A 14,506-nucleotide genomic window follows, 5' to 3' on the forward strand; every position below is an offset into this window, starting at 1 on the left:
AGGATGATGCATCAAAACGAATAATGTTCACTCATGAACTGTTCAAAACAGATCAAATCCCGGTTGAAACTGGCGAATAACAGCTTTTTTCCAAAGTTCTCAGCCACTCATTGACAGCACATTAAGATGCATCTTAATCTGGGCCAACAAGGGGTGACAGCAAGGACTCGTCAAAAACGCCTCTTGCTGGGAGAAAATTACATGAGGAAAACACTTACCCGGCTGGTTGCAGCCGTTTTCTTGGGCTGCGCGTCGATGTCCGGCGTGGCCATGGCGCAGGATGGCGCCACCTCCGCCGAAATCACCCGTGGCGGAACCCTCAACATGATCGTTCAGCCCGAGCCTCCGATGCTGATAGTGGGCCTGAACACACAGGGTCCCACCCTCTATGTGGCGGGCCAGATCTATCAGAGCCTGCTGACATATCGTGAAGACCTGAAGCCCCTGCCGCAGCTTGCGAAGAGCTGGACCGTGTCCGAAGACGGCCTGACCTACACCTTCAATCTGCAGGAAGGTGTAAAATGGCATGATGGGGAAGCTTTCACATCAAAGGACGTCGTGTTCGCGGCTGAGGAATTTCTGGTGGACGCCCATCCTCGCTGGCGCCTCATCCGGGAGGCCTATGTCGAAAGTGTCACCGCCCCTGACGACCTGACCGTGGTCTTCAGGCTGAAGAAGCCTTTCTCGGCATTTCTGTACGGTTTCGAACTGAGCTCGTTCCCGATCATGCCGGCTCACCTGTACCAGGGCACCGACTACCGCACCAATGCGAACAACACCCGCCCGATCGGTACCGGCCCTTACAAATTTGCGGACTGGCAGCGCGGCAGCTACATCCATCTGGTTCGCAACGAACAGTACTGGAAGGAAGGCCAGCCCTACATCGATGATCTCTACTTCCGTGTGATCCCGGACGCCGCGTCACGCGCCATCGCCTTTGAACAGGGCACTGTCGATCTGCTGCGCGGCGGTGACGTCGAAGGCTTCACCATCAATAGCCTGACGTCCCTGCCGGGCGTGGAGACGACGACAGCCGGATGGGAATATTTCTCCCCGCAGATGTTCCTGCAGCCGAATCTTCGCCTTGAGGTCTTCAAGAACAAGGATGTCCGCAAAGCGGTCTATCATGCCCTTGACCGCGATTTCATCGTCAATGCGATCTTCTTCGGGCAGGGCAAGGTCTCTACCGGCCCCTTTGCGGAAAGCATGCTGTTCCACGATCCGAACATCCAGCAATATCCATATGACATGGAGCTGGCAAAGAAGCTGATCGCTGACTCGGGCGTGGACCTTTCGAAGCATCCCATTCGCCTTCTCGGTCTGCCTTACGGTTCGACCTGGGATCGCATGACGGAGTACGTCAAGCAGCAGCTTGAGGAACTCGGTTTCGTGGTCAGCATTCAGGCCGTCGATGCCGGCGGATGGCTGCAGGCCATGGGCAACTTCGACTTCGATCTTGCTTTCAGCTTCCTCTACCAGTTCGGCCATCCGGCTCAGGGGGTCTCGCGCATTTACTTCAGCGACAATCAGGTCAAGGGCACCCATGCCGGCAACAATGGCGGCTATGAGAACCCCGAGGTCGATGCGATGTTCCGCAAAGCCGCCGACGCCATCGATGAGGCCGAAGCCGCCGAGGCCTACACCAAGGTCCAGCAGATCCTCGCGGAAGAAGTGCCGGTGCTGTGGATGTTCGATATGAAGAACACCACCATCTACCGCGACAAGATCAGGAACCCGGTTCGCACGGCCATCGGCCTGAACGAGCCGATGGATGAGGTCTGGATCGCCAGGTAATTCCTGCATCCCTCAGATCATGCATCTGGCATCCCGAAGGGTTTCCTTTCGGGATGCCCTCATCCCCATTTCACGACAATCTCGGAGCCACTTCCTATGCTCAATTTCACCTTGCAGCGAACAGGCAAGGCATTTGTCGTAATAGTCGCCGTGGTTGTCCTCAACTTCCTCCTGATCAAGCTGGCACCCGGCGATCCGGCTGCCATTCTGGCTGGCGAAGCCGGCTCGGGCGATCCTCAGTATGTTGAAAACCTGCGCCAGCAGTTCGGGCTCGACAAGCCTGTCGTGGTCCAGCTCTGGAACTATCTGTCTGGCGTTCTCACGGGAGATCTCGGTTTCTCGTACCGTAATCAGGTTCCCGTTCTCGATCTCATTCTGGGCCGTTTGCCTGCGACATTGCTGCTGACTGGCGCAGCCCTGATTTTCTCTCTGATCACAGGCGTTCTGTTTGGTGTGCTGGCCGCGCGCCACCGGGGTTCGGTACTCGACAGCGTGATCACTGCACTGGCTCTGCTTTTCTATGCCACGCCGCTCTTCTGGATTGCACTGATGTCGGTGCTGCTGTTCTCCATAAATCTCGGCTGGCTGCCACCTTTCGACATGGAAACCATCGGTGCGGGCTACACAGGCTGGCGCCGGGTTCTGGACATCGCGCATCACATGGTGCTGCCCACCATCACGCTGGGCCTGTTCTACACCGCCGTCTACACCCGCCTGACCCGCGCATCGATGCTGGAGGTGATGAGCCTCGACTTCGTCAAGACCGCGCATGCAAAGGGCGTTCCCAACAGCCGGATCATCAGACGTCATGTGCTGCGCAATGCGGTCCTGCCGGTTTTCACCTTTGCCAGCATGCAGACAGGCCAGCTCGTCGGCGGCGCCATTCTAACCGAAACCGTTTTCGCATGGCCGGGGATCGGACGCCTCATGTTCGATGCGCTGATGCAGCGCGATTATCCGGTGCTGCTCGGCGTGTTCCTGATCACCGCCATGGTCGTGGTGGTGGTCAACTTCATCACCGATCTTCTTTACCGCTTCGTCGATCCGCGTATCGGCATCTCCTGAGGACAGATCATGGATTTCATGAAACGCTTCTCGCTCAACTATGGCGCGGTCATCGGGCTACTCATTCTGACCCTCATCATCCTGATGGCGATAACCGCACCCCTGTTGTTTCCGGGCAACCCGTGGAAGACGGTTGCCATGCCGCTCCTGCGTCCCATGCAGGACCCCAGCTATCTTCTCGGCACAGACATGCTGGGGCGCGATATAGCGGCCGGCATAGCCCACGGAGCCAAGGTTTCGCTGCTCATCGGCGTGGTCTCCACGCTTGTTGCAGTGCTGATCGGAGTGACGATCGGCGCGCTGGCCGGCTTCTATGGCGGCCTCGTCGACGATCTGCTCATGCGCTTCACCGAGTTCTTTCAGATCATTCCGGCCTTTGCCATGGCGGTGGTTCTGGTGGCGATCTTCAGCCCCAGCTTCATCTCCATCACACTCGCCATAGCGGTGGTATCCTGGCCAAGTGTCGCCCGGCTGGTGCGCGCGGAGTTTCTCTCCCTGCGCCAGCGTGAGTTCGTGCAGGCAGCGGTGGTCATCGGGCAGAGCGGCCCGCGCATCATCCTGACACAAATCCTGCCGAACGCCGTCTCTCCCATCATCGTCACCGCCTCGCTAATGGTCGCAACTGCCATTCTGACCGAAAGCGCCCTTTCTTTCCTTGGTCTCGGAGACCGCAACACGATGAGCTGGGGCTTCATGATCGGTGCGGCCCGAACCATGTTGCGGGAAGCGTGGTGGATGAGTTTCTTCCCGGGTCTGGCCATCCTGCTCGCTGTTCTGGCCATCAATCTGATCGGTGAAGGCATCAACGACGTGATGAACCCTCATCTGCGCGGGAGGAAGAATTGAGCACCGCCCAAGCCCCACTCCTGAGCGTTGACAAGCTGACTATCCGTCTTCCTGAGGGCTTCGACCGCAAGAACGCGATCGAAGACATCAGCTACGATCTCAGCGCGGGTGAAATCCTTTGCGTCGTCGGCGAATCCGGCTCGGGCAAGTCCATGACGGCCAATGCGATCATGGGCCTGCTTCCCGGCTATCTGAAGCCGACCGGCAACGGTATCCGTTATCGCGGAAAAGATCTGCTCACCCTGCCGGAGGAGGAAAAGCGCAACCTGCGCGGTCGCGACATCGCCATGATCTTTCAGGAGCCGCTGTCGGCTCTCAATCCACTGATGACGGTCGGCGAGCAGATAGACGAGGTTATGCTGGTGCACGGCATCGAGGATGCGAGCGCCCGTTCGGCCCGTGTTCTCGAACTGATGGAATATGTGGGCCTCCCCGACCCCTCGACCATGCGCCATTCCTATCCGTTCAGGCTCTCGGGCGGACAGCGCCAGCGTGTGGTCATCGCCATGGCACTGGCTCTCGAACCTTCGATATTGATCGCGGACGAACCCACAACTGCGCTGGATGTCACGACGCAGGCCCAGATTCTTGAGCTGATAAAGCGCATCCAGCGCGCAAAGGGCATGGGGGTCATCTTCGTCACTCACGATTTCGGCGTGGTCGCAGACATTGCCGACCGCGTAATCGTGATGGAAAAGGGCCTTGTTGTGGAACAGGGCAGCGCCGATCAGGTGCTGAACCACCCGCGCCATCCCTACACGCAGCGTCTCATCGCAGCCGTTCCTCATCGCGGAACGGAACGCAAAGAAGGCTCGTCCACGCAGACAGGCGATCCGGCACCGCTGCTGGAACTGCGGAACCTCAACAAAACCTACCGCAGCAAGGAAGGGCTGTTCTCCAAGCCTCGCATCGTGCCGGCGGTTCAGAACATCAGCCTGACCTTGCTTCGGGGCCAGACGCTTGGGGTTGTAGGTGAATCCGGTTCCGGCAAGTCCACGCTGGGCCGGCTCATCATGAAGCTCCTCGACAATGATGGGGGCGAGATCCTCTATCAGGGCAAGGACATCGCTCCTCTGTCCCAGTCGGCCTTTCGTCCCATGCGCAAGAAGATCCAGATGATCTTTCAGGATCCCTTCGCCTCGTTGAATCCGCGCCAGACGATCGGCCGCATCCTGACCGATGGGCCCTTGGCCAATGGCGTCGACAAAGCCACCGCCCGCGCCCGTGCCGAGCAGCTTCTGGCAAGGGTCGGGCTGGATAAGTCCGCCTATGTCCGCTATCCGCACGAATTCTCCGGCGGCCAGCGTCAGCGTATCGGCATCGCGCGTGCCCTGATGCTGGATCCCGACATTCTGATTGCCGACGAAAGCGTCTCGGCGCTGGACGTTTCGGTTCAGGAGCAGGTTCTGCGCCTGTTGCGCGAGATTCAGGAACAGCTGAAGCTCGGCATGATATTCATCACCCACGATCTCCGTATCGCCGCCCAGATCTGTGATCAGATCGCCGTCATGAGGCAGGGCGAAGTGGTGGAAATGGGACCGCCGTCACAGATCTTCGATGCCCCGCAGCACGAATATACGCAGCGGCTCATTGCAGCCATTCCGGGCAAGGAATGGCATCCCGAACACGTTATCAAGAATCTCCATGAGGAAAGCCGCTAATGTCCGCAACCAATGCTTCTCCTGCCTCTGCTCATGGTGGGGAGATTCTCGTCAGGCAGCTTGAACTGCATGGCGTGAGCACTGTCTTCATGGTGCCGGGTGAAAGTTTTCTTCCATGCATCGACGCGCTCGGCGACCGTCGTGACAGCATCCGCACCGTGCCCTGCCGGCAGGAAGGCGGCGCGGCCTATGCGGCGGAGGCCTATGGCAAGCTGACGGGAAAGCCGGGGGTCTGCTTCGTCACGCGCGGTCCGGGCGCCACAAATGCCTCCATCGGTCTTCATGTCGCGCATCAGGACGGCACTCCCATGATCCTGTTCGTCGGCCAGATCGGCTCCGACACCACCGAGCGCGCCTGCTTTCAGGAAATCGACTACAGGCAGATGTTCGCACCGGTTGCGAAATGGGTCGCGCAGATCGACCGGACGGACCGCATCCCCGAATTCGTCGCGCGCGCCTTCGCAATCAGCCAGAGCGGTCGGCCCGGCCCTGTCGTGCTGGCTCTTCCGGAGGACACGCTGTGGGGCGAGGCCGCCGTTGCCGATGTCCTGCCGTTCAGGCGCCCCCACTCCACCCCCGATGCCGCGGATATGACAGCACTCGCACAGCTGCTGAAAGAAGCCAGACGCCCCTTCGTCATAGCGGGAGGCACAGGATGGACCGATGAGGCGCGCGCAAATCTGGCCGCATTCGCCGAGCGCTTTGACCTTCCGGTCGGCGTTTCCTGGCGCCGGCAGGAGGTGTTCGACAACCGCCATCCCAATTTCGCAGGTCACGTAGGCTACGGGACCGACCGTGCTCTTGCGCAGCGCATCATGGAAGCGGACCTGTTGATCTCGGTCTGCTCGCGGCTGGATGAGCCGACAACCGAAGGCTACAAACTGGTTGAAAGCCCCGTTCCCGTTCAGAAGCTCGTTCACATTCATCCTGACAGCGACGAACTTGGGCATGTCTATCGCCCGACACTGGCGATCGCAGCCGGCCCCGTCGGAGCGGCCGCGGCTCTTGCAGATCTGAAGCCCGACGCTCCTCTCAACTGGGCGGGGCTCGCAAGATCGGCAAACGAGGACTACCAGAAATCCCGCCTGCCCCATCCCACGGATTCCGCCTTCGATCTCTCGCAGGCGTGTCTGCACATGGCCGAAGTTCTGCCGCAGGATGCGTTCGTGTCGGTCGGGGCCGGAAATTTCGCTCTCTTCCCGCACCGGTTCATGCAATTCTCGCATCTGGGGACCCAGGCTTCGCCGATCTGCGGCTCCATGGGATATGGCCTGCCTGCCGCAATCGCCGCCAAACTCGCTTTCCCGGAACGCGAGGCATTCGCCTTTGCCGGCGACGGCTGCTTCCAGATGACGATGCAGGAGATCGGCACCGCCGTACAGCACCGACTGGGCATCGTTATCCTGCTTTGCAACAACCGCGCCTGGGGAACGATCAAGGCGCATCAGGAACGCGAATACCCTGCCCGCGCTTTCGCGCTCAACCTCGAAAACCCGGATTTCGCGGCCCTTGCCCGCTCCTATGGCGCGCTTGGCGAGGTGGTGGAAAAGACGGCCGATTTCGCAGAAAGTCTTGCACGCGCCCGTGCCTTTGCCCGTGAGCACAACCGCCCCGCCCTGCTGGAGTTGCGCTATGACGTGGAATACATCACGCCCGACACCCGCCTCAGCCAGATCACGGAAAACGCGCTGGCCCGATCCGCGCAGCACTAGCCTCTGAAAGGAACCTTCATATGCGTGCTTTCTATCATCCGGATCAGGCGATACATAATCCGCTGCAATTCATGCGCTATGGCCGCATCTGCGAAGCGAACGACGTGCCGGCGCGCACCGAGGAACTGCTGAAGGCGCTTGCACGGCTCGGGATCGAGCCCGAGCAACCACAGGATTACGGCCGTGGCCCGGCCGAAAAAATTCATGCCGTCCATTACCTCGATTATCTGGAAACAGCCTATGGGCGCTGGCTCGACCTGCCGGAGCATGGCCCGGAAGTGCTCCCCAACACCTTCCCCTACTGGAACGGCGATCCTTCCAGAGATATGCGTGCGCCCTGCCCCACCGATCAGCTGCTGGCGCAAACGGGGTACTATCTTGGTGATCTTGCGGTTCCGATCGGCGAACACACCTGGCAATCGGTTCTGCGCTCAAGCCATACAGCCACGGCTGGCGCCGACGCGCTGCTCGACGGAGAAACGCTTGCCTATGCCCTGTGCCGCCCGTCCGGCCATCACTGCCGCGTCGATCGTGCTTCCGGCTTCTGCTATATGAACAATTCCGCCATCGCCGCCCAGCGTCTGCGTGAGAAGTTCGGGAAGGTCGCTGTTCTGGACATCGATGCGCATCATGGGGATGGCACGCAGGAAATATTCTACCGGCGTCGCGATGTTCTGACCGTCTCTGTCCATGTCGATCCCGATCACTACAACCCGTTCTTCACCGGCCGTGTGCACGAGACCGGCCACGGGGATGGCGAAGGATACAACCTCAACATCCCGCTTGCCCCCCACAGCGGTAACGACACCTTCCTGGATGGAGTTCAGCGGGGTATCGACGCCGTAAAGGCATATGGCGCAGAAGCTCTCGTTCTTGCCCTTGGTTACGACACCCATGTGGAAGATCCGCTGAGCATGGTAAAGGTTACGACAGAAGCCTTTTCTGCCGCAGGCAGGAAGCTGGGAGAACTGAACATCCCCGTGCTGGTCGTGCAGGAAGGCGGGTATCAGGTTTCGGTCATAGGCGCATGCCTTGAGGGCTTCCTTCGCGAATTGCAGTCAGGTGCCTGACCAGACCTAAAAGGAGGCGCAAGATTGAACGATACCACTGGTGACAAGAGCAGCCTTGCCGCTGAGGTCTACGACCAGCTTGCCTATGATCTGATGTCGGGTGCCCTGCCTGCGGGAACCCGGCTTAAGATCCGTGACCTCGCGGACAAGATTGGCGTGAGCGTAACCCCCGTTCGCGACGCAGTGCTGCGGCTTGTAAACAATGGCGGCCTTCTTTTTCAAAGTCCGCGCGATATCCGCGTGCCATTTCTCGAACGCTCCCGCTATCTGGAGATCCGCATGATCAGGGTCGAACTGGAAGGTCTCGCCGCCGAGCGCGCCGCCCAGTTCGCCAAATCCAGCGACATCGCTTACCTCGAAGACATTCTGGCCGAGAATGAAGAGGCGATGGCGACGGACGATCATCTGCGCTCGCTGCGAATGAACCAGAAATTTCATCTCGCATTGCCCGAGATCGGAGAGATGCCGACGCTGCGCGGCGTGCTTGAAAATCTCTGGCTGCAGATGGGTCCGCTGATCGCCTCCGGATACGATGCCGGCGGACGGGTGATGATAGACCATCACTACAGCGTGCTGGAATCCATACGGCTTGCCGATGGGCCGGCAGCACGAAAGGCGATTCAGGACGACATCCTCAGCGGCGGCGAAGTGCTTTTGCTGCGCGGGGCGCTTGCTGGCGAACGGGAACGGGAGCTGTCCGCAGCGCGGTCCGCTTAAGCCGTCCGGTAGGCCTCACACCACCTTGCCCGGGTTCATGATGCCATGCGGGTCCAGTGTGGATTTCAGCTGCCGCATCAGTGAGCGCTCCGTTGTGCTGCGAAAGCGATCCGCAAGTTCCACCTTCGCCTGCCCCAGACCATGCTCGGCGGCAATCGATCCGCCATGGCCAACGGCAGTCTCGTAAACGGCCTGTGAAAGCTGCGTTTCGCGCCCCTCGAAGTCAGCACGGCCTTCGGGTGGCGAAAGATTAAAGTGCACATTGCCGTCACCTAGATGACCGAACGGATTGACGCGCACGTCCGCCAGAACCCATTCTGCCGCGGCTGATGCTTCAGCCACGAATGCCGCAAGCCGCGCTACGGGCACCGAGACATCGTGCTTGATCTGCCTGCCTTCCAGACGCTGCCCTTCAGGCAATTCTTCCCGAATTCTCCAGAGAGCGGCACGCTGGGCTTCGCTGGTTGCAATCGTCCCATCAAGCACGTCCCCTGTTTCGAAAGCCGCACTCAAGGCACGATCCAGAATGTCGGGCAGCACGATTTCAGGAATGGAGGTCGCGATCTCGACCAGCAGATAGACCGGACCCGGCGTCTCAAGCGGTCGGGAGATGTGGGTGACATGCTTCAGGAGCAGCGAAAGGCCAGGCTCATTGAAGAATTCCACGGCCGTCAGAAATTCGCCCGTCAATGCACGAAGCAACGCTCCGATACGCAGGGCAGCATCGAGGTCCGGCAGGGCAAGCAGGGCTGTCGCGCGCGCGACCGGCGCCGGAAACAGCCGCAACACAGCTTTGGTGACAATGCCGAGCGTTCCCTCCGATCCGCAAAACAGCCGGCGCAACTGATAACCGGCATTGTCCTTGATCAGGGCACGCGAGCCATCCCAGACGGTGCCGTCAGCAAGAACAACCTCAAGGCCGAGCACCAGATCCTGCATCATTCCGTAGCGCATGGCATGGCTGCCACCGGCATTGGTGCCAATCAATCCCCCGATCTGGGCGCTGCCTTCAGCCCCCAGATGCAGCGGACAGGCAAGGTGGTGCGCGGCCAGCTTCTCATGAAGATGCGCCAGAACGACCCCTGCTTCCACGGTCGCGGTAAAGTCGACAGCATCGATCGTGTGGATGCGGTTCATCCGTGCCATCGAGAGGATCACGCTGACCGGGCTGGTCGCGACGCTGCCCCCGTTGAGGCTGGTGTTTCCACCCTGTGGAACAATGGAGATCCCATACTCAGCGCAAATCCGGACGATGGCCGACACCTCCGCAGTGCTTGCGGGCCGGGCAATGCCAAGCGGGACTTCGCCATACCGGTCCAGCCAGTCGCGTGCACAAGCGACCTGGTCTTCAGGACGTGTCAGCCACCCTCGTTCGCCGAGACACTCCTTCATGGCGAGGTCGAAGGCACGATTCCTGTCGCGCATATTCTGTTTCCGGGTATCAGCCATCAGAGCGGGTGAGCGTCTGCGCGACATGCCGGGCGATGGCGAGACACGAGGTGAGGCCCGGACTTTCGATGCCGAACAGGTTCACGAGACCTGCAATGCCGTGGGCGTCAGGCCCCTGAATGACGAAATCGGCATTGGCTTCGCCGGGGCCCGAAAGCTTGGGACGAATGCCACTGTAGGCCGGTTGCAGGCTGTCATCCGCCAGCTCGGGCCAATAGGTGCGGATCGCGCCGTAAAAGCGCTGCGCGCGGGCCGGATCGACCCGATAATCGAGCCCTTCCACCCATTCCACATCGGGGCCGAAGCGTGCGATGCCGTTCAGGTCCAGCGTCAGGTGGATACCGAGCCCGCCCGGCTCCGGCACCGGATAGATGAGGCGCGAGAAGGGAGCGCGGCCGGTCACGGAAAAATAATTGCCCTTGGCAAGGCGCTGCTGCGGAACGAAACGCGGATCAAGCCCTTCGAGCGCACCAGCCAGAGCCACGGCCCCAAGACCGGCCGCATTGACGAAATGGCGTGTGGCGATCTCGAACGTGCCGCCGCTCTGGGTGTCGCGCGTCGTTAGCACGACACGTCCGCCTTCCATTCGGCCGCCGGAGATTTCGGTGTTGAGGCCGAGCATGGCTCCGGCCGCTTCGGCATCGCCCAGCAAAGACAGCATCAGCGCATGGCTGTCGACGATGCCGGTGTCGGGCGAGAGCAAGGCGGCGGTGCAGGCGAGCGCCGGCTCCAGTTCCTTCGCCTCGGCCGCAGTCAGTTTCTGCAAGGCGCCGGCCCCGCTTTTTCCGGCATTGTCGGCGATGGCATCCAGCGCCGCTTCCTGCCCCGCACCGGTGGCCACGATCAGCTTGCCGCAGCGCTGATGCGGAATGCCACGCTCTGCGCAATATCCATAAAGGCTGTCGCGACCGGACACACAAAGCCCGGCCTTCAGCGATCCGGGCGCATAGTATAGCCCGGCATGGATGACCTCGGAATTTCGTGAACTCGTGGCCGTGCCAATCGCATCGGCAGCTTCGAGGATGAGGACGTCCCGTCCGCTCAAAGCCAGTTCCCGTGCCACGGCAAGACCAACGACACCAGCACCGGCAACGATGCAATCGACTTCATCCATCAAAGTTCGCCCGCATTGGATTTGGAACGCGCCGTCAACCTGTCCAGAATGATGCTTCCCGCGTCGCCTATATCGCTTTCGATTGCGCGCTCCGCGGCATCCGGATCGCCTGCCTCCACGGCTTTCACAAGCTCATGGTGATGATCGATCATCACCCGCCCGCCCGGCTGATAGGCCTCCGCTATCAACGGCCCCATCTGAAGCCACAGGCGATGAAGAATGCCGCGCAGGAGTGGCAGTCCGGCAATGTCCGCGAGCGCGAAATGGAAGGTCTGGTTCAATTCAAGCGCCGCCGCCCAGTCGCAAGCAGCCAGCGCCTGCTCATTGCGCTCGACAAGATTGCGCAGCCGCACAACATCTTCCGGTCGGGCACGCAACGCCGTCTCCCGTGCCGCCAGTCCTTCAAGCTTCAGCCGGATCATGCGGATTTCGCGGTAGCGGTCCGGCGTGATCACCGGCACGCGCACCTCACGCGCCGATTTCTGCACAAGGGCATCATCCTGAATAAGCCGCAGAATGGCATCACGCACCGGCGTGACGCTGGTGCCGAGCGACTGCGCCAGATCACGAATGGTGAGGCGTGCATCCGGCGCGAAGCGGCCTTTCATCAGGGCCTCCGCCAGCCGGTTGTAAACCGTCTCGCCAAGGTTTTCCTTTTCCAGCGCCGCGAGGCTGAAGTCTGGCTGCATGCCGCTTCCATCCTGTCATCAACACTTTGACCGAAACAGATATCGGCACATCAAAAAACATGATGCATCACACACCAAATAGCAAGACTGAAAAAGCGGTTTTGGCACCGCCACGTGCGAGAAAGTGAGGAGCAGTGTCCGGTGACGGTTCCGCTTACCAGAGTGCGGAAAACGACAGGCAGCTGGATTGCGGCCTCAAAGGCATGCCGCATGTGCCGTCTAACGAAAACAGCAAATGCCGCGGAGAAGGAATATCTGCTTGTCTCTGCCCTGCTGCAGACAGAGACAAGCAGTCATGCCTTTGGTTCCCTAAGATCAACACATGAAAGCGCATAAGCGCCCCGACGTCACCCCACGTCGATGACGAGCTTTCCGAACGCGCCGCGATCCAGCCTGTCGAGGGCGGCAGGCAGATCGGCGACGGGATAGCGCGTGTCGATGACGGGTTTGATGCCCGTCTGGTCTACTGCGGCGACAAGATCTTCCAGCGCCCTGCGATGTCCGACACCGATGCCGTGAACGACCACGTTCTTCAGCATCAGCGGCCCGGCGGGAGCGGCAATGTCGAAACCCTCCATGACCCCGATCTGATAGACGCGCCCGTCTATGGCCGCGGCCCGCACCGCCTTGCCGAGATGCGGTCCGCGCACCAGTTCCAGAACATGATCGGCACCTTGATCCTGTGTGATGCGCAGCACGGCCTCTGTCCAGTCTTGCGCCGTGCGGTCGATGCCGTGATCGGCCCCGAGCAGTCGTGCCCGTTCCAGCTTTTCCGCGCTGCCTGAAATCACGATCACACGGGCCCCATGCGCCTTCGCGATCTGAAGTCCGAACAGGGCAACGCCCCCGGTCCCCTCCACGAGCACAATCTCGCCAGCCCGGACCCTGCCCTTTTCGACAAGCGAGAACCATGCGGTCAAGCCCGCGCAAGGCAAGGTGCTCGCCTCCGCATCGGACAGCGTTGCGGGCGCCCGCACGAGCCATTCCTCCGGAAATGCCACATATTCCGCCAACACGCCCTGATAGACCCCGCCAAGCGTGCGGTAGGGAGGCGTGCGCGCGTCACCTTTCGGCGCCCCGTCGATCCAGTCCGGCGCAAAGTTCGATATCACCCTGTCGCCAATGCCGAAGCGGCTGGTGCCTTCTCCAACGGCAGCCACCTCTCCCGCGAGGTCGGAACTGGGCGTGAAAGGAAAGGCGAGCGGCAGGCCCATCCCACCATCGATCACCAGCCTGTCGCGGTAGTTGAGAGAGGCCGCGTTCACCTTCACGAGAACTTCACCAGCCTGCGGGCGGGGCACCGGAACCTCTCGCAGCTCCAGCCTGTCGCGGCCGATGGCATCCATTTCCCAGCGCTTCATCGTCTCTTTCATCACACGGTCCTTGTTCCGATGTTTGGAACGGCGACCATATCGTTTCCATATGATATCCAGTGGTGATATTTATTCCATTGATCGGATATTTCAGGATGACAATCGATGAGCGATCATCTCAATGGCGTGGATATTTTTGTGGCGGCGGTGGAATGTGGCAGCTTCGCCGCTGCGGCCGAGCGGCTTCACCTCACGCGCTCGGCGGTGTGGCCAAGACCATCGCCCGCATCGAGGCACGGCTGGAGGTGCGCCTTTTCCATCGCACCACGCGCAGCCAGAGCCTCACCGAGGACGGACAGGTCTATTACGAACGCTGCTCAAGGGCGCTTGAAGAACTACGCATGGGCGAGGCCGCGCTGGAAACCGGCCGCCGCGAGGCCTCAGGCAGACTGCGCGTATCGATGCCCGTACTGTTCGGGCGGCGCTGCGTGGCGCCGGTTCTCGCCGGTCTGGCGGCCAGCCATCCAAGGCTGGAAATCGATCTCTCCTTCAGCGACCGCCCGGTGGATCTCATCGAGGACGGCTTCGACCTTGCCATCCGCAATGGCGATACGGGCGATGGCGCCGGCCTGATGACGCGCACGATCAGCCTTCAGCGCATGACCGTGTGCGGCTCGCCCGATTACGTCGCCAGACATGGCAGGCCCGAAACGCTCGACGATCTGATGGCGCATCACGCCATCACCTATGGCCGCGCCGGCCGCATCCGGACATGGCAGTTCCCGACCTCCGAAAATGGCATGCTGGAGGTCACGCCCGCCAGCCGGATGCGGTTCGACGATCTGGAAGCCATCGCCGATGCCGCAGAGGCCGGCCATGGGCTGGCATGGCTGCCCTGCTGGCTCATCCGCGAAAGGGTCCACAGCGGACGCCTGCTTCCGCTCCTGCAGGACGTGCCGCGTCTGGTGTTCAGCACTCACGCGCTGTGGCCCGAAACCCCGCATCTTCCGTTGCGGGTGCGCCTTGCCATCGATGCTCTGGCGGCAGTCCTGCCCGGAAGCGCGGAACTGTAAGCC

The 14,506-nt window shown here is 60.9% G+C and carries 11 protein-coding genes and 1 pseudogene; 8 read left to right on the forward strand and 4 right to left on the reverse strand.

Features of this window, described 5'->3' with window-relative positions:
- Nucleotides 1-201: 201 nt before the first annotated feature.
- The 7 genes from MIC97_RS06595 (at nt 202) to MIC97_RS06625 (ending at nt 8,865) form a co-directional block, all read left to right on the forward strand.
- Nucleotides 202-1,794, forward strand: coding sequence for an ABC transporter substrate-binding protein (locus tag MIC97_RS06595; RefSeq protein ID WP_239799360.1), 1,593 nt, complete (start codon nt 202-204; stop codon nt 1,792-1,794).
- A gap of 96 nt (nt 1,795-1,890) precedes the next feature.
- On the forward strand, nt 1,891-2,859 hold the full coding sequence (locus MIC97_RS06600; RefSeq protein WP_239799361.1) for an ABC transporter permease: 969 nt from the start codon (nt 1,891-1,893) through the stop codon (nt 2,857-2,859).
- Nucleotides 2,860-2,868: 9 nt separating this feature from the next.
- Nucleotides 2,869-3,705, forward strand: a complete 837-nt coding sequence (locus tag MIC97_RS06605; RefSeq protein WP_239799362.1) for an ABC transporter permease — start codon at nt 2,869-2,871, stop codon at nt 3,703-3,705.
- On the forward strand, nt 3,702-5,366 hold the full coding sequence (locus tag MIC97_RS06610; RefSeq protein ID WP_239799363.1) for an ABC transporter ATP-binding protein: 1,665 nt from the start codon (nt 3,702-3,704) through the stop codon (nt 5,364-5,366). Before MIC97_RS06605 ends, MIC97_RS06610 begins: the two co-directional genes overlap by 4 nt.
- Nucleotides 5,366-7,078 carry a thiamine pyrophosphate-binding protein gene (locus MIC97_RS06615; RefSeq protein WP_239799364.1) on the forward strand — a complete coding sequence of 571 codons (1,713 nt, stop codon included), beginning with the start codon at nt 5,366-5,368 and terminating at the stop codon, nt 7,076-7,078. The genes MIC97_RS06610 and MIC97_RS06615 overlap by 1 nt, the downstream gene beginning before the upstream one ends.
- A 20-nt stretch (nt 7,079-7,098) precedes the next feature.
- Nucleotides 7,099-8,148 carry a histone deacetylase family protein gene (locus tag MIC97_RS06620; RefSeq protein WP_239799365.1) on the forward strand — a complete coding sequence of 350 codons (1,050 nt, stop codon included), beginning with the start codon at nt 7,099-7,101 and terminating at the stop codon, nt 8,146-8,148.
- A 24-nt stretch (nt 8,149-8,172) separates the two neighbouring features.
- Nucleotides 8,173-8,865, forward strand: coding sequence for a GntR family transcriptional regulator (locus tag MIC97_RS06625; protein WP_239799366.1), 693 nt, complete (start codon nt 8,173-8,175; stop codon nt 8,863-8,865).
- A gap of 15 nt (nt 8,866-8,880) precedes the next feature.
- Here MIC97_RS06625 and MIC97_RS06630 read toward each other — a convergent pair whose 3' ends face one another.
- The 4 genes from MIC97_RS06630 to MIC97_RS06645 all read right to left on the reverse strand — a co-directional run bounded on the left by MIC97_RS06630 (nt 8,881) and on the right by MIC97_RS06645 (nt 13,490).
- Complete coding sequence (locus MIC97_RS06630; protein ID WP_239799367.1) at nt 8,881-10,290, reverse strand: FAD-binding oxidoreductase; 1,410 nt, start codon at nt 10,288-10,290, stop codon at nt 8,881-8,883.
- Between the two features lie 16 nt (nt 10,291-10,306).
- Complete coding sequence (locus tag MIC97_RS06635; RefSeq protein WP_239799368.1) at nt 10,307-11,428, reverse strand: NAD(P)/FAD-dependent oxidoreductase; 1,122 nt, start codon at nt 11,426-11,428, stop codon at nt 10,307-10,309.
- Entirely contained in the window at nt 11,428-12,117 is a 690-nt protein-coding gene (locus MIC97_RS06640) for a GntR family transcriptional regulator (protein ID WP_239799369.1), read from the reverse strand. The genes MIC97_RS06635 and MIC97_RS06640 overlap by 1 nt, the downstream gene beginning before the upstream one ends.
- Nucleotides 12,118-12,464: 347 nt before the next feature.
- Nucleotides 12,465-13,490 (reverse strand): NAD(P)-dependent alcohol dehydrogenase, encoded by a 1,026-nt coding sequence (locus MIC97_RS06645; protein WP_239799370.1) that lies wholly within the window; start codon nt 13,488-13,490, stop codon nt 12,465-12,467.
- Between the two features lie 105 nt (nt 13,491-13,595).
- Between MIC97_RS06645 and MIC97_RS06650 the strand changes: the two are divergent.
- Nucleotides 13,596-14,503: pseudogene (locus MIC97_RS06650) on the forward strand (LysR family transcriptional regulator).
- Nucleotides 14,504-14,506 lie beyond the last annotated feature (3 nt).

Origin of the sequence: Aquamicrobium sp. NLF2-7 (genome assembly GCF_022359935.1) — a bacterium.
GTDB classification, from domain to species: domain Bacteria; phylum Pseudomonadota; class Alphaproteobacteria; order Rhizobiales; family Rhizobiaceae; genus Mesorhizobium; species Mesorhizobium lusatiense.